The following is a 20,072-nucleotide window of genomic DNA, read 5'->3' on the forward strand; positions in this document are numbered from 1 at the left end:
AGAGCTTCAGCAGCCCGTCCGCGGCCAGGGCCGCCGCGGCGCCCACGGGGATGGCCATCGCCGCGATCCCCAGTACCCGCGGTTCGAGCCGGAAGTCTCCCAGATGCGTGCCATAGGACCGAACCGGCCGCCTGCGCTTGAGTTTCACGGCGAACTCCCTTCCCACTCAACGGACTTCGCGGAGACCGTCGTGTTCGAGGCTGCCGAGACGGCCCCTGCCAGCGCCCGCGCCGCGATCACGGTCGATTCCCGATCCGTGTCCGGCAGTCCATTCAGCACCGCGAGAAAGGCAGCCCGGCGCCGCTGCAGAATCTGATCCACGACCCGCTCACCGGATTCGGTGACCATCACGGTCACCACGCTGCGGTTGCTCGGGTCCGCACCGCGGGCCAGGTATCCGCGGGCCTCCAGTTTGTCCGCCAGCCGCGTGACCGAGGACGCGTTCACGCCCAGCGCCGCGGCCAGCCGCGACGAGGGGACTCGGCCGAGAGCCTCGACCTCCGCGGCGCACGATTCGGCCACACCCCCATCATCTTGCACTTAACAACAGTTGCTAAGTGCAATGAAATTCGTCAACCCCTATCCGGAAGATTGTGGTCGTTATCACGCGGCAATCCGGTTACGTCGAGATAACGCGATTTAGTTGTGTACATCACAGCGTCGGGCAACCGGTCGGCGGGAACGCGATTCGCGATCTTCCTGACCGCGGGCGGTCGTCCGTACCACAATGAAATGGCTTGTCGCGCGGAAGGAGACCCCTCCATGTACCCGGGAACGCACGCCGGTGATCAACCGGACAAACCCGCAGTCCTGCTCGCCGGAACCGATCGCGTGGTGACCTATCGCGAACTCGACGAGGGCTCGCTGCGGCTGGCGCGCATGCTGTTCGAGGCCGGACTGCGCCGCGGCGATCACGTCGCGCTGCTGACCGACAACGATCCCACCGCGTTCATCGCCTACTGGGCCGCCCTGCGTTCCGGGCTCTACATCACCGCGATCAACTGGCATCTGGGCGCGACCGAGGCGGCGTACATCGTCAACGACTGCGAGGCACGGGTTTTGATCACCGCGGCGGCCCTGGGCGGTCTGGCCGCGGATATCGCGGACGCGACCCCGCAGGTCCGGATCCGGGTCTCGTTCGGCGGCGAAGTGCCCGGCCACGAACCGCTGGAACCGATACTGGCACAGGCGTCGTGCGAGCCGTTGCCCGCGCAGCCGCGCGGCGCGGACATGCTCTACTCCTCGGGTACGACGGGGCGCCCCAAGGGAATCAAGCCCACACTGCCGGACTATGAGATCGACGCGCAGCCCGAGCCGACCATGTTCGCGCTCGGCCAGCTGTTCGGTTTCGGACTCGACACGATCTACCTGTCCCCCGCGCCGCTCTATCACGCTGCGCCCCTGCGTTTCTGCGGGTGGGTGCAGGCCTGGGGCGGCACCGTCGTGCTGCTGCCGCGCTTCGATCCCGAGACCGCTCTGGCCACGATCGAGCGGTACCGGATCACTCACAGTCAGTGGGTGCCAACGATGTTCGTGCGCATGCTGAAGATGCCCGAGCAGCTGCGCACCAAGTACGACCTGTCCAGCCATCGCCGCGCGATTCATGCCGCGGCGCCGTGCCCGGTCGAGGTGAAGCGGGCGATGATCGACTGGTGGGGGCCGATTCTCGTGGAGTACTACGCCAGCACCGAGGGCAGCGGGCTGACGTTCATCGACTCCCAGCAGTGGCTCGAACGCCCGGGATCGGTCGGCCGGGCCATGATCGGCATCGTGCACATCTGCGGCGACGACGGCGCGGAGCTGGCCACCGGAGAGACCGGCACCGTGTATTACGAACGCGACGAGCCCACCTTCGAGTACCACAACGATCCGGGAAAAACCCGCGACGGCCGGCATCCGCGATTCCCGTCGTGGGCGACCGTCGGCGACATCGGGCACGTCGACGCGGACGGCTACCTGTTCCTGACCGACCGCAAGGCCTTCATGATCATCTCCGGCGGGGTCAACATCTACCCGCAGGAAATCGAGGACGCGCTGGCGCTGCATCCGAAGGTGGACGATGTGGCCGTGGTGGGCGTGCCCGACCCGGAGATGGGGCAGTCCGTGCGCGCCTTCGTCCAGGCCGCCGCGGATGCCGCGCCCGGTTCAGAGCTGGCCGCCGAGCTCACCGGTTTCCTGCGCGAGCGCATCGCGCATTTCAAGGTCCCACGCGAGTTCGAGTTCGTGAGCGAACTGCCTCGGACACCCACGGGCAAGCTCGCGAAAGGCAAACTCCTGCAACGGCATACCTGACACCGCCGACCCGTTCGGCGGGCGCGGCTACGAGCGGCCGAGGAACCTGCGCCAGCTCCGCCTGCGGCCGGCCGCCCCCGGCGGGGCGGCCGCCTGCTCGTCCTGCCAGGTTCGCAGGCGCTGCAGCGCGATGGCCAGCGTGCCGTCCTCGAACAGGTGCGCGATGGTGCCGGTGACGAAGCGCTCCGAGTTCGCCATGACGCTCAGCACCCGGACCGATTCCGCGACCGGGGCCTCGGCCAGCCCGTGGCCGCATTCGTACCGGCGCAGCCCCTCCCACCGCCGCCACGGGAAGTCAACCAGCACACCGGCTTCGACCAGGGCCCGCAGCAGGGCGTTCATCTCGTCGCTGTAGCGCAGGTACGGCGTCTGGCCGGCGATGAAAATCCATTCCGAATGGGGACCGGACTCGGCCGCGAGTAATTCGTCGGCGGCTGCCCACAGCGACTTCCAGCACTCCGGCGCCGCCTCCCGCAGCCGGGACTCGATAGCCCGATCATTCGGATCCTCCACCCGAGCACCGTACCCCGCACCGCCGCAGGCGATTCCGGCGCATACATACTGACCAGTAGATATCCGCGAGACGTACGGAGGACAACGGTTCGGCGAATTCGGCACGGCGATACCACTTCCCGACAAGGGGAATAGGCAACCGTTGCCCTCACTAGGCTGTGCGGCGTGGGTGTGTACAACGATCGGCTCCAGCACATGGGCCAGAGCGCGGCCCAATTCCTCGACACCGACCCGGATCTCGACGAAGAGAACTACAACCTGCTCTATACCATCGTCCTGGCCGCGGACTTCGACTACCAGGTGAAGAACGGTGGCTTCGCGCAGTTGATCTTCAACCTGGGCCGTGACCGGCTCGAACATTGCCACGTCATGCTGACCACGGTGAACGCGCCGGTCGCCCTGTCCTTCTACGTGCGTGCCATCAAGCTCTGCGTAGAGAACCCGGCGGACTTCGATCAGCTTATGGCCGACTTCTCCGTACCGACCGTACTCGGCCAAAACCTGATCAGCCTCACCGTCGAGTACCTCCGAGGCGCCAACAGCTTCGACGCCGAGGTCGCCGAATTCATCGACTCCGTGGGTGAGCACATGCGAGCAGGTCTTCGTGCCTCACCGATCGGCACCGGAGCCGACGCATCGTTGGGAGAAGCCCGCCCGGCCGAGTGGCGCTCTCGGTGAATCCCCGGAGTGGCACCGACCACGACATCCCCAGTGCATCAAGGCAATTCCCGAGGAGCATCGGTACCGGCATTAAAGTTGTTGGTAGCTTTCGATTATGATCGATTCCGAGATCGAGCGGCTGCTGGACGGCCCGCCCAGCAAGCTGGCCTTCCGATCGCTGTGTGCGACGCTGGCCATGGCGGACTATCCCGAGGATCTCCTCGCTTGGTGCGAGGAGCGGCTCGTCTCGTGGCCGGATACCGTCCGGGAGGCGCCGGAGTCGTGGCTCCGCGAGCTCGAGGGCGACTTCACGAGGCCGACGTGGTCGCTGGTCCGGTCGTTGACCGTGTCGTCGGGCCGCCTCGGCATGCTCGATCTGGTCCTGCCCGATCCACGCTCCTACCCGGAGGTGCGTGGCGTGACACATATCGCTCTCGGGTGGTTCGGGTCCGACAATCTCGAGAGGCTGGTCGACGGATTCGACCTCTGGGAGAATCTGCGGGCACTCCGGCTCAACATCAACGACCAGGATTCACTGGACGACATCGCGAACCTCAATGCGCTCGCCCGAATCGAGTCGCTGAGCCTGAAAGACCTCCGATCCCACGCCGGGTGGTCGCGCGACTCGTTGTTCCGTCCGCCCGAAGGGCGGCCCTTGCGCGTCCGGCACGCCGAAATGCGGGCACGGCATCTGATTCACCTGCTCCGTGCGGGCCTGGTGCCGGACCTGCGCTCGGCCGACGCGATTGTCACCACTCCCGGTGAGGCGCGAGAACTCGCCGACTGCGCCGGCCTCGCCCGGCTGGAGCGGTTGGGGATCCGATTCTGCATCAGTCAGAACAGGGAGGGGCCGTGGTCGATACCACAGGGCGACACAATCGTCGCCGAAGACGACGAGGCCTACGAGGCCTTTTTCGCTCACGCCGACCTGACGAATCTTCGTAGCCTGACGATACTCGGAACCAACCATCACGGATTCCGGGAAGGATCGGGCGCTCGCGGGTCGAACTCCCTCGTCGCGAGCGGCGTACTACAGCGGCTCACCGAGTTCCACCTCGCGCATCTGCCACTCGGCGACACAGAAATCGCACACGTCCTCGGCGGAATCAGCGGCGACCGCATCGAGAAGCTGGTGCTCGTCGATCTTGCCGCCACCGACGCGATCGCGACGACATTGTCCGGGGCGGACGAACTTCCGCGGCTGCGCCACCTCGATCTGCACCGTAACCTGCTCGGCGAAACGGGCGCACGACAGCTGGCGACCCAGGTCGCGATGCCGGCACTGGAGCACCTCGACCTCAGCGGAAACAGCGGCGGTTCGCCGTATTACGGTCACCACACGGTGCAGCCGATCGGCGATCGAGGAGTCGCGGCCTGGGCAGGGTCGGACAATGCCGCAAATCTGAAGTACCTCAACGTGGCGGCCACGGGACTGAGCGAGGACGGGCTTACCGCGCTGCTGTGCTCGGAACTGCTCCAGCACCTCGAGACCCTGGACCTGTCCCGGAATCCCCTGGGGCGCTGGCCCGGCACCATCCGCACCTCGGCCGTGTGGCGCACACTGCGAACCTTGCACCTCGCCGAATGCGGAGTCGACGACGACGATATCGAAATCCTGACGGGCACAACGGCTCCCGAGCTGAGCAGCGTATCGCTGGCCTACAACAGCGTCGGGTCGCGCGGCGCGGCGGCCCTGGCCTCCTGGCCGGTATTGCCGCAACTGTGGAATCTCGACCTGTACGACAACATCATCGGGGACGACGGACTGATCGAGCTGGCCACCTCCGATGCGGCCGTCCGGCTTCTCGAACTCGACCTCGAACAGGACTGCTGGAACGCCCGCCAGCGAAGCCTGCGCAGCGCGCTGCCACCCGAAGTGCTGGATGCGGAGTCCTTTCCCAGCCTCGACTCGATCTACCTCGGCATCGTCGACGACTACCACGGGGTGCGGTACTTCTGCGGATTTCCGACCCACATGCTGCGCGGCATCGTATCGGCGCCGGAGACCCGCCCGGAGATCGTCACCTTCCTCACCAACATCGAGCTGGACGAGCTCGATGAGACGGAAGGCGATCCGGCGCAGCAGAATTCGGCATCATCAATCGCGGGCGACAGCAGAGACTTCCGAGCACGTCGCAAGGAGACTCACGCGGAGAGAGTCCGTGAGGCCGAGGAACTCATGCGCAGCCTCGTCGGCCCTCCCGGCCCCTGACCCGCCAATCGAGACGCGCGCGGCCGACCAGGGACAACCTCACGCCCCGAGATTCGAGAACCGTTCGCGCAGTTCTCGTTTGAGCAGCTTCCCGCTCGGGTTCTTGGGCAGCTCCCCCACGATGACGACGTACTTCGGCGTCTTGTATCCGGCCAGCCGCTCGCGGCAGAAGGCGATGACCACGTCGGGTGCCAGGTCGACGCCGTCCTTCGGCACCACCGCCGCGACGACGGCCTCGATCCAGGGCGGGTGCGGCACACCGAATACCGCGGTCTCGGCGATCCCGTCGTGCGCGTAGAGGGTCTCCTCGACCTCGCGGCTGGCGACGTTCTCGCCGCCGGTCTTGATCATGTCCTTCCTGCGGTCCACCACGTACAGGTAGCCGTCGTCGTCGAGATATCCGAGGTCGCCGGAATGGAACCAGCTGTTGCGGAACGCGGCCGCCGTCCGGTCCGGATCGTTGAGATAGCCGGACATCGCGTGCGGGCTGCGATGGACGATCTCGCCGATCACGCCGGCGTCCAACGGACGATACTCGTCGTCGACCACTAGCGTCTCGGCATTGAGCGCGGCCCGCCCGGCCGAACCCGCATGCGTCAGCTGGTCTTCCGGCTGCAGCACAGTGGCCATGGGCGCCATCTCGGTCTGGCCGCTGCAGGATGATGCTGGTCGAGCCCAAATAGATGTCCGGAATCAGGAAGCAGTCCAGCTGCGCGCAGTGATACAGCGGCAGCGCGTGCACCTCGATGTCGTGCCCGTCCATACCACCGTCCGCCAGGATGCTCACGTACTGCCACATCAGGCTGCGGCTGGAGAGCATCGCGCCCTTGGGCCGCGATTCCGTGCCGCTGGTGTACATCAGGCGTAGCACCTCGTCATCCTCTATCACGATGTCCGGCAACGGCTTCGGCACCTGCTTCAGCCAGGTCCGAATCTCTTCCCATCCCGTCCGCGCCGCACCGATCACCGCGCGAACCCGAATCTTCGCGTGCGACAGCCGCTGCGCCTCCTCCGCCGCCGCAGCGAGCGCATCCTCGGCCACCAATGCCGCCACCCGGCCGTGGTCGAGAATGTAGGCAATCTCGGACGCCCCCAGCATGAAGTTGATCGGCACAACCACCACGCCCAGCCGCGCCGCCGCGAAGACCAGCACCGGATACTGCCAGCAGTTGTGCGCCAGAATCGCGAGCCGCTCCCCGCGCTCGAGCCCGGCCTCGGCCAACGCGGTGGCGACGCGATCGACGATCGCGTCGAATTCGGCAAAGCTGAGCCGGGTGTCGCCGTCGACATGCGGATGCGCACAGCATCTCAGCGCTCGACCGGCCGCCCGTCGAGCCGCTTCGGCGTCCCGTAGTCGCGCCGCGCCGCCGCCTCCAGCGCGGCCCGTTGCTGGTCAGGATCCAATGCGCGGACCGGCCCGAGACTTGCTGCGGTCCGATAGATTTCACAGATCCACTCGACCAGCAGCATGTTGTCCACCGCATCGTCCAGATCCGAACCGAGCGCAACAGCGCCATGATTGGCCATGAGCGCCGCACGCTTGGCCCTCAGTGCGGTAAGCACATTCCGGCGAGCTCGGCGGTACCGAAGGCGGCGAACGGAGCCACCGGTATCGCGCCGCCCAACGGCAACTGCTGATAATGCACGACCGGAACCTCGTCGACCACCAGCCCCAACGCGGTTGCCTGCACCGAATGGGTGTGCACCACAGCGGCGGCTTCATGGTTCGCGTAAACGCCCAGGTGCAGTTCCAACTCGGACGTCGGCGCGAACTCCCCCGCAACCACCCGCCCGTCCCCATCGACGATCGTCACATGCTCGGCCCGCGCCTCGGCAAGCCGAATCCCCGTAGCGGTCACCGCCACACAACCGCCGGACACCCGCAGGCTTACATTCCCCGCGGTCCCGATCAACAGCCCGGCCCCCGCAAGCCTCCGGGCAGCCGCAGCCACCGCCGCGCGTTCTTCCTCGTATTCCGGCACGGCTCACGCTACCCCGGCACATCCAGCCGCACATCCGCGGCTGACGGTGCGCCGCAGGCAATCATCCGACAGGCTCGGCCCTACACTTCGCCCGGCCGCTCGCTGGTGAAGACGTGGTAGAAGTACGGCACGCTTTCCTCGGGGCCGTGGTCCAGGCGTTTGAATGCCTTGCCGATCGGGTTGCAGACCATGCCGGTGGGTAGCTCCATCACCATCGGGAAGCCGAAGAGGGTCTCCGCGACCTGGTCGCTGCTCAGTCTGTCCGATCGGAAGCCCTCGATGATCTCGTCGACGTGGCCGAGGCTGTCGGGGGTGTAATCGAGTTCGACGCCGCTGACGTTCGCGGCGGCCGCGGCGATATCTGCCGCGAAGCGGGCGGCGTTGGCGGGTTCGGGTGCGTACTTCAGACGGAGTCGCATGCTCTCTCTCACGATCGACGAGACGCCGTAGTGGCGCCGAAACCCGAACCTAACAGTCCTTTCGGACAGATGCCGACGCCGGAGAGCACGAAAACATCCGCCATGAAGCTGATTACACGATCGCTACCTCGCCGCGGCTACAGAGGTCACCCCGTGACGAGCCCCGACCGCACCAGCGCGGTGACCTTCTCCATGTCGTCGGTCATGTATCGGTCGTCCGCAAGAGGTTCGACGACACCGCGAACCACCGCGTGCGCCCGCGCGGTGCCACGCCCCAGCCGCAGGCCGCGCATTCGGTCGGCGATGAGATCGATACCCTGCGCGGCCATCAGCACCAGCACACCCAGCACCACGTCGAACCGGTCCAGGTTCGAGACCAGATTCCGGACCGAGGCCATCGCCATGGTGTTGTGATCCTCCTGCCCGCCCTTGATCGGAAAGGACAGCGAGCTTACCGGTGTCGAACGCGCATGCATCTCCGGGATCAGCGACGCGCCCACCGCATGCACCAGCGTCATGCCCGAATTCAGGCCGACCTTGCCGCCGGACAGGCTAGTGGGCAGCCCGTAGCTCCACAGGTCGTTGCCGAGGCGGCCCGATAAATCCTTGGCCAGCACCGCGATATCGGTGACATGGACGTTGAGCATGTGCGCCGAATGGCCCAGCAGGCTGCAGTCCCAATTGCCGCCGGTCACGAATTCGAAACAGCCGTCGGCATTCTCGAGCACCAGCGGGTTCGAGGTCGACGCATTCGCCTCCCAGACCAGCTGCCGCTTGGCCTCCTCGATGGTGCGCAACATGCTCGCGGCCTTGTGCGGCGTCGAGCGCACCGAGGTGGAATCCTGTATGCGCGGGCATATTTCGCCCAGGCGGGCCCTGCCCTGCCGGGTCATCCACTCGCTGCCTGAGACCAGCGCCAGGATACGCGCATTGGCCACGGCCTCCTGCGGTATGCGCCGTTCGGCGTGCATGCGCGGATCGAAGGCCTGCCGCTCGGCCCGGGTCGCCTCGCAGAACATCGCGAACGCGGCCATGAAGGTGTCGAACTGGTACCCGGACCTCCGCACCGCCGCCGCGTAGCAGGCGCACAGCACCGCACTGCCACTGATCAACGACAACGCCTCTCCCGCTTCGAGATCGAACCGCACGGCGAGTTTCGCGCGCCGCAACGCCTCCGGCGCCGTGGTGACCCCGGTCCGATCGGCGGCCGGGACCCGATCGCCGATCAACAGCAGCCCAGCCGCCGCCATCGGCTGCAGGTCGCCGGTCCCCAGCGATCCGACCTCCGGCATCAACGGCACGATTCCGGCATTGAGCACCGTCAGCATCCGATCCACCACCTCCGGCCGCACGCCGGCCGTGCCGCGCGCAAGAGCGTTGGCGCGCAGGATCAATGCGAGCCGGGCGATCGGCGCGGACAGATGCTCACCGACCCCGGCGGCATGCGAGCGCAAGATGTTGATCTGGAACTGCCGCTGCTCCGAGTCCGCCAGCGCCCGATCCTTCAATGGCCCCAGCGCCTGATTCCAGCCGTACACCCGGGGCGCGTCCGCCCGCAGCAACTCGCCGACCGCGCCCGCCCGCGCCCGCGCCATCACCTCCCGCGCCGACTCCGCGAGCCGGGCCTCCACCGAATCCGCCTCCAGCACAGCGACAATGTCCCGCCAACGGAGGGAATCGCCGTCCAGAATCAGCTCGACGTGCCGACTTCCCCTGCTGGGCAAGGGAAGCAGCGGCGGACCGTCGTCCTGCATGGTCAGCGAGTCGAGCCCGCCGGACAGGGCCACCGGCTCGGACAGCGCCTCGGGCAGCGGATCGGTGTCGCTGGGCAAGGCCATCGGCGCGGCTTGGTCGGGCAGGACCACCACCTCGGCCCTGCCGGACAGGGCAATCGGCTCCGCGTAATCGGGCAACGCCATCGACTCGACATGTCCAGGCACGGCCACCGACTCCGCAGGCTCAGGCAAAGCCCGCGACTCGACATACCCAGGCAGGACCGTCGGCTCGGTGTGATCGGGCAGGGCCATGGGCTCGGTGTGACCGGGCGAATTCTGTTCCAGCATCAAGGCACCTTCCGATCTGACGAGCTATCCTCAACTGCCGCAAAGCTATCGATCCGTGTGCGGCCTCGCCCACAGCGAGAAGTACGCCCGATGATCGTTCTCACGACAACGCCTACCATCGATCGGCGTTGTCGTGCGACGACGCACGCGCCAGGCGCCCAGCTACCGCGAGAACGCCGATCGCGGCAATGGCTCGCGATCGAGGGCAACCAGGGCCTCGGCAAGCACGTGCGCACCGCGGGCGATGTCCGCGGCCGCGGTGAACTCCTGCGGACAGTGCGACAATCCGCCGACGGACGGCACGAAGATCATGCCCATGGGTCCGAGCCGCGCCAGGTGCGCGGCGTCGTGTCCGGCGCCCGACGGCACCGCCTTCCAGGTGTAGCCCAGATCCGACGCCGTGGTCGCGATCAGATCCTGGACCGGTGCCGCGGCCGGGACCGGGTCCTGATCGGTGAGGTATTCGGTCTCCACCTCCACCCCGCGTGCCCTTGCGGCGGCGGTGATCTCGTCCACGATCTGCCGCCGCGCCCCGTGCAACCAGGACGGATCGACGCTGCGCAGCTCGGCCCAGAGCCGGGCGCGGTCGGTGATCACGCCCATCGATCCTGGGCTGGACTCGATCCGGCCGCTGGTGGCGACGCCGTGACCCGGTGCGCCGCAACCGACCCGTTCCACGATCAGCACCGCCTCCGCCGCGGCGACCAGCGCGTCGTGCCGCTCGGCCATCGGCGTGGTACCGGCGTGCCCCGCCAGGCCGCTGAAACTCGCCAGCACGCGGTCGATTCCGGCGATGGCGGTGACGACGCCGATCTGCTCGCCCGAACGTTCCAGCAGCGGCCCCTGTTCGATGTGCAGTTCCAGGTAGGCGTGGATTCCCTCTGCAGCCCAGGCGATTCGGGTCGCCGCACCAGCATCGAGGCCGAAGGATTCGAAGGCCCGGCCGAGGGCCAGGCCGGTGCCGTCGGTGCGGTCGAGATGTTCCGGTATCAGCTGCCCGGTGATTGCCCGCGAACCCAGGCAGGACACCCCGAATTCGTTGGCCTCCTCGCCGAGGAAGTCGACCACCAGCAGGTCCCGCTCCAGCCGAGTTCCGGTTTCGCGCAGCCGCCGCGCTACTTCGATGCCCGACAGGACCCCCACGACTCCGTCGTAGCGCCCGCCCCGGGAGACGGTGTCGGTGTGCGAGCCGGTCACCAACGGCGGCTTGGCCGGATCGCGCCCCGCGAGCCTGCCGATGACGTTGCCGGCCGCATCGATGTGCACCTCGAGCCCGGCGCCGGACATGGTGGCGCGCACCCATTCCCGGGCCGCGCGGTAGGGACTCGAGAACGCCTCTCGGCTCCATCCGGACAGCTCCGGATCGTGGAATTCGGCCAGGGCCTCCAGATCCGCTGCGAGCCTGCCGGATTCGGGCGCGAGGGCGGTCATCGGCCCGCCCGCTGCGGCAGGTACTCGAGAAAATCGATGCCCATGATCCGCTCGCATTCCCCGACCGCGACCGGGTCGACCGCGGAGGAGGACAGCGGCAGGGCACTGGCCTCGGCCCTGATCAGCACGGCATCCAGACCCTCATGAGCGTCCTTGACCGCCAGTGGAAATCCGTCCTCGGCGCGCAGGATCACGATGGTGTCCGGGTACGTCGCCACCCGCCCCTGCGGCCCCTCGATGGCCATGTACTCGTTCAGGTAGGGAACGGTGTGCGCGCCGATGCGGAACGTCCCGTGGTCGAAGCCACCGCGGGTCGTCAGGGGGACCTCGAAAAACAATGCCCCACGGTCGATCACCGTGCCACCGATGCGCTTGCACACCGCCGCGGCGACCGCCTCTCCGCGCACGCCCGCCGCGGCTCCCTCGCCCGCCTCCTCCATCTCCGCACCGAGCTGCAGCGCCAGCGAAATGACGCCCAGCGCCGCATGATCACGCACCCAGGACAATTCGACCGGGTTCCGCGCCGCGGCGATGAATCCACCGGTGCGCACGGAGATATCGCGCAGCACGTCGTCGCAGGTGTCCACCCGCCCGGTGTTGATGCTGGTGAAATGCCCGTGCAGGGACCGGTTTCCGCCGCACACCACCTGGGTGGACACGTACCCCTCGCGGGTGGTCAGGCCGAGCGAGCCGAGTTTGCCGGTGGGGTGGGCGCGCACGTCACCCGCGGCGTCCAGCACCTTCACCCCGAGCACCGCGGACTGGATCCAGCCGTTGAGGGTGGTCGAGTAGCCGTTCTGCCCGGTGATGACCGCGGAAATCGGCACATCGGACACGCGCATGAGCTCCTGCAGGGCGTGCACGTAGTCGACCGGGCGGATCTCCCAGTCCTTGGCGGCGGGGGCGCCGATCGCGGTCACCGTCGCAACCCAACTGTCCTGTGGCAGTTCGTCGATCGCGGCCAATATCGGGCGGTTCACCTCGGTGGCCAGGCGGCCCATCAGCTCGCCGTGATGCCGCCAGCCGCCACCACCGCAGGCGAAGACGCCTCCGCCCAGGACCGCCCGCCGGGCGTCGTCGGAAGTCAGTTCACGCATGATCCGTCCTTACGTGTTCGGGTTGATCCAGTGCAATTCGGGACCATGCGACGCCGGCCGGGCCGAATCGCGTACGGCCTGTTGTGCTTCCGGATATCCAGCCGTCGCGTGACGCAGCACGCCCAGGCCCGAGTCCAGGTCCAGTGCCAGCCGCAGCCGCTCCCTCGCCTCGGGGGTGCCGTCCGCGACCACGGTGACCCCGGACGACTGCATCCAGCCCGAATAACCGCCGCCGCCGGAGTGCACGGCCACCAGATCCGCACCTGCGGTGGCCAGCAGCATCGCGTCCAGGATCGGCCAGTCGGACACCCCGTCGGAGTCGTCGGCCATGCCCTCGGTGCCTATTCTCGGGTGGGTCATGCCCGCGGAATCGAGATGGTCCCTGGTGAACGCCACCGGTGCGGAGATCCGGCCGTCACGCACCGCATCGTTGACCGCCACCGCCAGCGCGGCGCGTTCGCCGTAGCCGAGCCAGCAGGACCGCGCGGGCAGCCCCTGCGGCGGAATATGCTGCCGGGCAAGGGCGATCCACTCGGCGACCTCGGGCCGCTCGGGAAACAGTCGCGAGGCGAGCTCGTCGACGACGTCCCGATCGGCCTCCGATCCGGACAGCAGCACCCATCGGAACGGGCCGATCCCCCGGCAGAACAGCGGGCGCAGGTACGCCTGCATGAATCCGGGTATGCCCGCAAAGGCCCGCTCCGATTCCGGCGGCGACAGCGCCTCGGCGGCCTGCACCCGCAGGTTGTTCCCGTTCTCGAAGACCACCGCGCCCGCGTCGCGCAGCGCCAGCATCGCCCGTACCTGGGTGGCCATGGATTCCCTTGCGCGCAGCTCGATCTCGCGCGGCGCCGATTCACGCAGCCGTATCCAGTCGGCCAGGTCCAGCCCCTCGGGGACGTAGCCGAAGCGGGCATCGTGGGCCGCGGTCTGATCGGTGACCAGATCGGGCACGACTCCCCGCGCCGCGATTCGCTCGAATACCGTGGCCGAATTACCCTGCAGCGCAACCGCGGTCGGACTGTCCGCCGCGACGGCCTTGCCGATCGCCGCCAGGGCCTCCTCGAGGTCGGCGGCGACCAGGTCCAGCCCGCCCGCCACGACCAGCCTGTCGATCTTGGCAGGGTCGACTTCGACTGTCAGCGAGGACAATCCCGCCATCTTCGCGCTGATCGGCTGTGCCGACCCCATCCCGCCCAGGCCCGCGGTGAGCAGCCAGCGGTGGCGCCCATCGGCCTCGGGAAAGTGCTTTCGCTGTGCGGCGCGCAGCAGCTCGTAGGTGCCGCCCAGCACACCCTGGCGGCCGATGTACTGCCACGCCGCCGCGGTCAGCCCGCCCCAGATCGTCTTGCCCTCGCGCATGCGCTCGTAGCAGCGCTCCTCGGTGGCCCAGCGGCCGACGGTGTTGTTGACCGCGGACACCACCAGCGGCGCACCGGGATGGGTGGTCAGGACGCCGATCGGCCGGCCGGTCTGCAGCACCAATGTCTGGCCGATCTCCAAGGCGCGCAACGCATCCACGATGGCGTGATATGCGGGCCAGTCCCTGGCGGCCTTGCCCAGCGCCGCGTACACCACCAGTTCCTCCGGACGCTCGCCCACCTCGAGCACGTTCTCCAGCATCCGCAGCAGCGCCTCGGCCCGCCAGGACTTGCAGCGCAACACATTTCCCCGGGCCGCGGTGATCATGACCAGTACCTCTCCTCGTCGGGCAGCCGCCAGCTGGGCGCCGCACTGCCGGTGATGCGCCGGGATATCTCTTCGGCCGCCCGATGCAGCCACCGCACCGCGAGATCCGCCTCGACCAGGGCGTGATCGGGGCCGACTAGCGACAGCGCGCAGACGCAACCGCCGTCGACCACGACCGGCACGCCGACCGCCGTCATCCCCGGGGTCAGCCAGCCTCGGCTGACCGCGTGCCCGTCGCGGCGGATCGCGTCCAGTTCCGTGCGCAGGCCCGCCCGGTCCGGAGTCGCCGCCGTGAAACGCTGAATCTTCGCCCGCAACACCTGATTTCGCACGGCGACCGGTGCCATCGCCAACAGCGGGAGGGCACTGGCCCCGGCATACAGGGCCAGGACCTCGCCCGGGTGATAGGCCACCCAGCCACCGTCGCCGCGCCGCACGTCCAGGCACAGCGCCGCGGTGTGCGCCCGCACGGTCAGAGCGACCGTCAGGCCCGACTGCCCGCGCAGCCAGTTCAGCACCGGCTGCGCGAATTCCATCAGATGCGCCCGCCGATCGGTACTGCGGTCGGCCATCCGATCCCCCGCAAGCAACTGCCCGTCCAGCTCGACCAGGTACCCCGCGCGTTCGAGGCGCCCCAGATACCGATACACACTCGAAGACGGAATCCCCAGTCCCGCAACAATCTCCGCCGCGGTCACCCGACCGTTGTCCTGGACGAAACCGAGGATCTGCAGACCGCGGTCGAGCGCGGAGAGCTTGCCCTCGGGGGTACGCGCGACACGCGCCTCCGCCTGACGATCCCGCGGCGTTTCCACCCCGTCCTGCCTGCGCCCCCTGCTCACGTTCGGTCCACGCCCCGGGCGGGCCGACAACCGGGTGTCGTCCGAGCAGACCACCTCCCTACCGGCGGGACCCCGGCCCGGCATTCTCGCCCCGGGTTCCGGAGGTACTTCCAGCGCCCAGCCGCCTTCGAGCCCCTCATCGGCGGACAACCTGCGCACCCCGTCCCGGCTTGGCCGACAGTCCGGCCGCGGCCGACCAGACGACCTCTCCGCGCGAGATCGTCGTAGTCACCCGCGCACCCGGGGCGTATCCCTCGTATGGGGTCCATCCGGCGTTGGAGTACTGACCGTCGGCGGTGATCCGGAAGCCGGGGTCGGGAGTGAGGACCATGATGTCCGCATCGTATCCAGGGGCGAGAGTTCCCTTGTGTGTCAGTCCATATCGCTCGGCGGGATTGGCAGTGAGCGCGGCGACGGTCGTCTCGAATTCCTTGCCCGCGCCGTATCGGCGCAGGCATTCGCCCAGGGTCGCGGCCACCAGCGTCTGGACGCCGGGCACGCCGGAGTGGTTGTCGAGGATGCGCTCATGATCCTTCCACTGCGCGGGCCACGGTGCGTGGTCCGAGGAGATCACGGTGGCCAGGCCGCCGGTTACCGCGTCCCACATGGCCTCTCGCTCGACGGCCGCGCGCAGCGGCGGGTTGATCTTCAGTCGTCCCCTGTGCGCGAACACATCCCGCTCGGTGAAGATCAGATAGTGCGGGCAGGTCTCGAAGCTCACGTCTACACCCTGCTCGCGGTACCAGCCCACGAGCGCGGCCGAGCGGCCCAGCGACAGATGGCACAGGTGCAGCGGATTCCCCTGGTGCGCAGCGATTTCCATGGCGGTGAGCGCGCCGAGTGTCTCACTGACCGGTGGCCGGGTGGCGGCGTGGGCACCCGGGTCGTTCGGATCGCGCCCGTCCTGCTCCGCCAGCAGCGCCCTGATGATCTCGTTGTTCTCCGCATGGGTGCACAGCGTCGATCCGGCCTCGCCCACCGCCCGCATCACCGGCAGCAGTTCCGCGTCCGAGATGCGCGGGAACCGGAACGGATCGGTGTCGAAGAGGGACACCTTGAATCCGACCACCCCGTGCGAGACCAGGTCCTGCGCCCGGCGCCAGCCGCCGCCGGGTTCGAGGGTGCCGAGCAGTGCGACGTCCACGACCGCCTCGTCCGCGATCCGCTGCTGCTTGGCGGCCAGGCGATCCACCGAATTGATCGGGCCGGTGGCGTCGAACGGCATCTCGACGATGGTCGTCACACCCCCTGCGGCAGCGGCCGAGGTCGATGCCAGTAGCCCCTCGCCCGCATGCGAGTACGAGTGCACATGCGCGTCGACGGCGCCGGGCAGGATGAACGCCGCACCGGCATCGATCACTCTGGCCGATCCGATCTCGCCATTACCCACATCCTCACGATCGGCCGCCTCGACTACCGCGGTGATGCGTCCATCGGCGATATACACCCGCCCCGGACCGAACCCTCCGCCGGACAGCGGCACCTGACCGGAGACCACCAGGTCGACATCGGCGGGCATCTCATCCATGCAGACGGACGGTACGGATCGCCGGAGCAGCACGACAGGCTATTCCCGCGAATTGGGAAAACCACAGGTACAAGACCTCCTCACCGACGGCCCGGCGCGCTGCCGATAGCCGATTCTCGCCACAATTTCGTCTGTCCAGACTGATAAGCCTATTGTTATTACTGTGGATAAGGAGTCCGAACACACCGCGGAGACGGCACGACCCGCCGCCCGCCTGCGAATCGCGGTGGGGCGCATCGCTCGCCGGTTACGACGGGCGCACGCCGTCGGCGAACTCACCCTGTCGGAGGTGTCGGTGCTCGCCCGGCTGGAGCGGCAGGGACCGGCCGCACCCGGAGCACTGGCCGAGCTGGAGGGGGTACGGCCGCAGGCCATGGGCACCACGCTGGCGGCACTCGAGGTGCGCGCGCTGGTCGAACGCACCCCCGACGCCGCCGACGGACGCCGCGTGCTGATGTCGGTGACGGACGCGGGCCGCGAGCTCATCGGCGACCGCCGCTGCGAAACGACCCTGCGCATCGAGCGGGCCCTGGCCGCCGAATTCACCGCCGCCGAGCGGAAGCATCTGATCGACGCATTACCACTGCTGGAGAGGCTAGCCGAAAGACTATGAGCACCACCGCAGTTCAGGCTCCTCCGGTCAGCGATCGCTACAAGTGGGTGGCGCTGTCCAACACCACACTCGGCGTGCTCATCGCGACGCTCGACTCCTCGATCGTGATCATCTCCCTACCCGCGATCTTCCGCGGCATCGGCCTGGACCCGCTGGCGCCGGGCAATATCGGCTATCTCCTGTGGATGATCCTGGGCTACCTACTGGTCTCGGCGGTCATGGTGGTGACCCTGGGCCGGTTCGGCGACATGTTCGGCCGGGTCCACATCTACAACACGGGTTTCGTGGTGTTCTCGGCGGCCTCGCTGGCGCTGTCGGTGGATCCGATGCACGGCCAGGGTGGCGCGCTGTGGTTGATCGGCTGGCGGATGGTGCAGGCCTTCGGCGGCGCGATGCTGACCGGAAATTCCGCGGCCATTCTCACCGACGCCTTCCCCGCGCGCCAGCGCGGAATGGCATTGGGCATCAACCAGATCACCGCGCTGGCGGGACAGTTCCTGGGCCTGCTGGCCGGTGGCCTGCTGGCGGCGATCGACTGGCACGCGGTGTTCTGGGTGAGCGTTCCGGTCGGCCTCATCGGCACCATCTGGTCCTACCGCAGCCTTCGCGAGATCGGCGCGCGCCAGCCCGCGCGGATCGACTGGGCGGGCACCGCGACGTTCACCGTCGGCACCGGAATCATCCTGGCCGCCATCACCTATGGCATCCAGCCCTACGGCCGGCACGCCACCGGGTGGACCAACCCGCTGGTGGTCGCGGCCCTGTCCGGCGGCGTGCTGCTGCTGGTCGCCTTCTGTGTGATCGAGACGAGGGTGCGCCAGCCCATGTTCCAGCTCGCGCTGTTCCGGGTGCGCGCCTTCGCCGCGGGAAACCTTGCCGCCCTGTTGATCTCCATCGCTCGCGGCGGCATGCAGTTCACCATGATCATCTGGTTGCAGGGCATCTGGCTGCCACTGCACGGATATTCCTACGATTCGACCCCGCTGTGGGCCGGAATCTACATGCTGCCCTTGACCGCCGGATTCCTCGTGGCCGGACCGCTGTGCGGATTCCTGTCGGATCGATACGGTGCGCGGCTGTTCGCCACCGCCGGACTGCTGATCGTGGCCGTGTCCTTCGTCGGGCTGACCGCGCTGCCGGTGTTGTTCTCCTATCCGGAGTTCGCCCTGCTGCTGTTCGCCAGCGGATTCGGGCAGGGCATGTTCTCCGCGCCCAACACCTCCGCGATCATGAGCAGCGTGCCCGCGCAGCGCCGCGGGGTCGCCTCGGGAATGCGTGCGACCCTGCAGAATTCGGGTCAGGCGCTGTCGATCGGGGTGTTCTTCTCGCTCATGATCACCGGCCTGGCCTCGACCCTGCCGCACACACTGTCCACGGGGTTGCAGGCCAATGGGGTGCCGGCCGGCACCGCCACCCAGGTCGCCTCCCTCCCGCCCGTCAGCAGCCTGTTCTCCGCATTCCTGGGCAACAATCCGATTGCGCACCTGCTCGGCCCGACGAACGTGCTGCACACCCTGCCGCCAGCGAATGCGGCCACGCTGACCGGGACCGATTTCTTCCCGCACCTGGTGTCCGGCCCGTTCCACCACGGCCTGGTCATCGCGTTCACCGCCGCGGCGATCATGGCGCTGATCGGCGCCGTCGCCTCGCTGCTGCGCGGCCGCCCGGCCCCGGCCACGGCGCAGGATCCCACCGCCTGAGCCGCCCCCGGGAAAAGCTCACGCGGCGCCCAGCATTCGGCTCCGCTGCTCGAGGGCGCTGATTCGCCCGTCCCCGGCCAGCTCACCGACCATGAAGATCTCGGTGGAGACGACCGCACCGGTGCGCATGGTCGCGTGTAGCGTATAGTGGGCGGCAATTCCGTTGTTCGACAACAGTTTCGCGTGTACATCCACGCTGATCGCGCGCGCATTGCGGCGCGCGGGCCGGACGTGATCGATCAGTCGCTGCCGCTCCAGGACAAGTCCGTCGTTGCGGAAGACGAATCCGGGGGCGAACCAGCGATCGATGATCCGGCCCGGTTCCTCGTCCCCGAAGGCCATCTGTTCGGGATATCGGGTCAGGAATTCGGTCAGATCCTCCTCGGCGTGCAGTCCGCCGGCCTCATTGTGCGCCACGGAGGTCATCGGACCACCTCCGCCCGCTCGGCGTGGGCGAGTAGTTCGTCGACCGACCACTGATCATCGGCGTGGACACCGTGTTTCGAGGCGAGCACCGAGCCCCCGGGGGCGATGAGGAAGTCCGCGGGCAAACCCAATCGGCCGTTCTCGGGCCGCCCGCGCAGGGGCACCTTCTCGTGGCGAAGCACGGCGCGCAGCTCCGCGGCCACGCCACGCACGATGCCCGGCCAGGCCCGCGGATCCAGCAGCGCTCGCGGGGCGGACTCGACGCCGAACTCGCGGTACAGCGTGCGCCCCGGATCCGCGATGAGGTCCAGCGGTACGTCGCCGACATATTTGCGCAGTTCCGCTGCGCCGGAATGGAATACCACGACCTCGCGAATTCCGGCGGCGGCGATCTCACTGCGGCGCAGGACGATCGAGCGCAGGTGCAGATTGCAGATCGGGCATCCGGCGAATCGGCGAAATTGCAGATGGATCAGCCGATGCGGATCGGGCACGGGCACCGACGCCCCCGTGACGGTGGTCAGCGTCCGGGCGGACACCGTGGCAGGCAGTGACATGAGTGAGTCTCCCTTCGTAGGCGTACGTCATACGCCTACATTCAGTAT

General features: G+C 68.0%; 16 protein-coding genes and 2 pseudogenes. 5 read left to right on the forward strand and 13 right to left on the reverse strand.

The features are described from left to right. Positions 1-144 precede the first annotated feature (144 nt). Entirely contained in the window at positions 145-522 is a 378-nt protein-coding gene (locus tag ABH933_RS10595; RefSeq protein WP_429416534.1) for a MarR family winged helix-turn-helix transcriptional regulator, read from the reverse strand. A gap of 240 nt (positions 523-762) precedes the next feature. Between ABH933_RS10595 and ABH933_RS10600 the strand changes: the two genes are divergently transcribed. Then, a complete protein-coding gene (locus ABH933_RS10600) occupies positions 763-2,292 on the forward strand; it encodes an acyl-CoA synthetase (RefSeq protein WP_429416537.1) in 1,530 nt (509 codons plus the stop codon). 27 nt (positions 2,293-2,319) lie between these two features. Here the strand turns inward: ABH933_RS10600 and ABH933_RS10605 are convergent, their stop codons facing one another. Then, on the reverse strand, positions 2,320-2,805 hold the full coding sequence (locus ABH933_RS10605; RefSeq protein WP_429416540.1) for a DUF6508 domain-containing protein: 486 nt from the start codon (positions 2,803-2,805) through the stop codon (positions 2,320-2,322). A 165-nt stretch (positions 2,806-2,970) separates the two neighbouring features. Here ABH933_RS10605 and ABH933_RS10610 point away from each other — a divergent pair, with 165 nt between their 5' ends. Both ABH933_RS10610 and ABH933_RS10615 read left to right on the forward strand, forming a co-directional pair. Beyond that, positions 2,971-3,483 carry a DMP19 family protein gene (locus ABH933_RS10610; RefSeq protein ID WP_429416543.1) on the forward strand — a complete coding sequence of 171 codons (513 nt, stop codon included), beginning with the start codon at positions 2,971-2,973 and terminating at the stop codon, positions 3,481-3,483. Positions 3,484-3,580: 97 nt separating this feature from the next. Then, complete coding sequence (locus tag ABH933_RS10615; RefSeq protein WP_429416545.1) at positions 3,581-5,677, forward strand: hypothetical protein; 2,097 nt, start codon at positions 3,581-3,583, stop codon at positions 5,675-5,677. 39 nt (positions 5,678-5,716) lie between these two features. Here the strand turns inward: ABH933_RS10615 and ABH933_RS10620 are convergent. The 9 genes and pseudogenes from ABH933_RS10620 to ABH933_RS10660 form a co-directional block, all read right to left on the reverse strand. Then, positions 5,717-6,965: pseudogene (locus ABH933_RS10620) on the reverse strand (AMP-binding protein); the annotation flags it as partial. 20 nt (positions 6,966-6,985) lie between these two features. Continuing rightward, a pseudogene (locus tag ABH933_RS10625) lies at positions 6,986-7,659 on the reverse strand (class II aldolase/adducin family protein). An 80-nt stretch (positions 7,660-7,739) separates the two neighbouring features. Then, a complete protein-coding gene (locus tag ABH933_RS10630) occupies positions 7,740-8,078 on the reverse strand; it encodes a hypothetical protein (protein WP_429416548.1) in 339 nt (112 codons plus the stop codon). A 146-nt stretch (positions 8,079-8,224) separates the two neighbouring features. Further along, positions 8,225-10,141: an HAL/PAL/TAL family ammonia-lyase gene (locus tag ABH933_RS10635; RefSeq protein WP_429416551.1), complete on the reverse strand. Its 1,917-nt coding sequence runs from the start codon at positions 10,139-10,141 to the stop codon at positions 8,225-8,227. Positions 10,142-10,303: 162 nt separating this feature from the next. Further along, positions 10,304-11,572, reverse strand: a complete 1,269-nt coding sequence (locus ABH933_RS10640) for a M20 family metallo-hydrolase (RefSeq protein WP_429416554.1) — start codon at positions 11,570-11,572, stop codon at positions 10,304-10,306. Next, positions 11,569-12,669, reverse strand: coding sequence for a DUF917 family protein (locus tag ABH933_RS10645; RefSeq protein WP_429416557.1), 1,101 nt, complete (start codon positions 12,667-12,669; stop codon positions 11,569-11,571). The genes ABH933_RS10640 and ABH933_RS10645 overlap by 4 nt, the downstream gene beginning before the upstream one ends. A 9-nt stretch (positions 12,670-12,678) precedes the next feature. Further along, complete coding sequence (locus ABH933_RS10650) at positions 12,679-14,358, reverse strand: urocanate hydratase (protein ID WP_429416560.1); 1,680 nt, start codon at positions 14,356-14,358, stop codon at positions 12,679-12,681. Continuing rightward, complete coding sequence (locus ABH933_RS10655) at positions 14,355-15,200, reverse strand: IclR family transcriptional regulator (protein WP_429416562.1); 846 nt, start codon at positions 15,198-15,200, stop codon at positions 14,355-14,357. Before ABH933_RS10655 ends, ABH933_RS10650 begins: the two co-directional genes overlap by 4 nt. Before the next feature lie 136 nt (positions 15,201-15,336). After that, on the reverse strand, positions 15,337-16,728 hold the full coding sequence (locus ABH933_RS10660; protein WP_429416565.1) for a dihydroorotase: 1,392 nt from the start codon (positions 16,726-16,728) through the stop codon (positions 15,337-15,339). A 163-nt stretch (positions 16,729-16,891) separates the two neighbouring features. Between ABH933_RS10660 and ABH933_RS10665 the strand changes: the two genes are divergently transcribed. After that, complete coding sequence (locus ABH933_RS10665; RefSeq protein WP_429416568.1) at positions 16,892-17,341, forward strand: MarR family winged helix-turn-helix transcriptional regulator; 450 nt, start codon at positions 16,892-16,894, stop codon at positions 17,339-17,341. Then, positions 17,338-19,041: an MFS transporter gene (locus tag ABH933_RS10670; RefSeq protein WP_429416571.1), complete on the forward strand. Its 1,704-nt coding sequence runs from the start codon at positions 17,338-17,340 to the stop codon at positions 19,039-19,041. Before ABH933_RS10665 ends, ABH933_RS10670 begins: the two co-directional genes overlap by 4 nt. An 18-nt stretch (positions 19,042-19,059) precedes the next feature. Here the strand turns inward: ABH933_RS10670 and ABH933_RS10675 are convergent, their stop codons facing one another. Together ABH933_RS10675 and ABH933_RS10680 are read right to left on the reverse strand one after the other, a co-directional pair. Beyond that, on the reverse strand, positions 19,060-19,467 hold the full coding sequence (locus ABH933_RS10675) for a nuclear transport factor 2 family protein (protein WP_429416574.1): 408 nt from the start codon (positions 19,465-19,467) through the stop codon (positions 19,060-19,062). After that, a complete protein-coding gene (locus tag ABH933_RS10680; RefSeq protein WP_429416577.1) occupies positions 19,464-20,024 on the reverse strand; it encodes a peroxiredoxin-like family protein in 561 nt (186 codons plus the stop codon). Before ABH933_RS10680 ends, ABH933_RS10675 begins: the two co-directional genes overlap by 4 nt. Positions 20,025-20,072 lie beyond the last annotated feature (48 nt).

Source organism: Nocardia sp. GP40, from assembly GCF_050434125.1.
Lineage (GTDB): Bacteria > Actinomycetota > Actinomycetes > Mycobacteriales > Mycobacteriaceae > Nocardia > Nocardia albiluteola.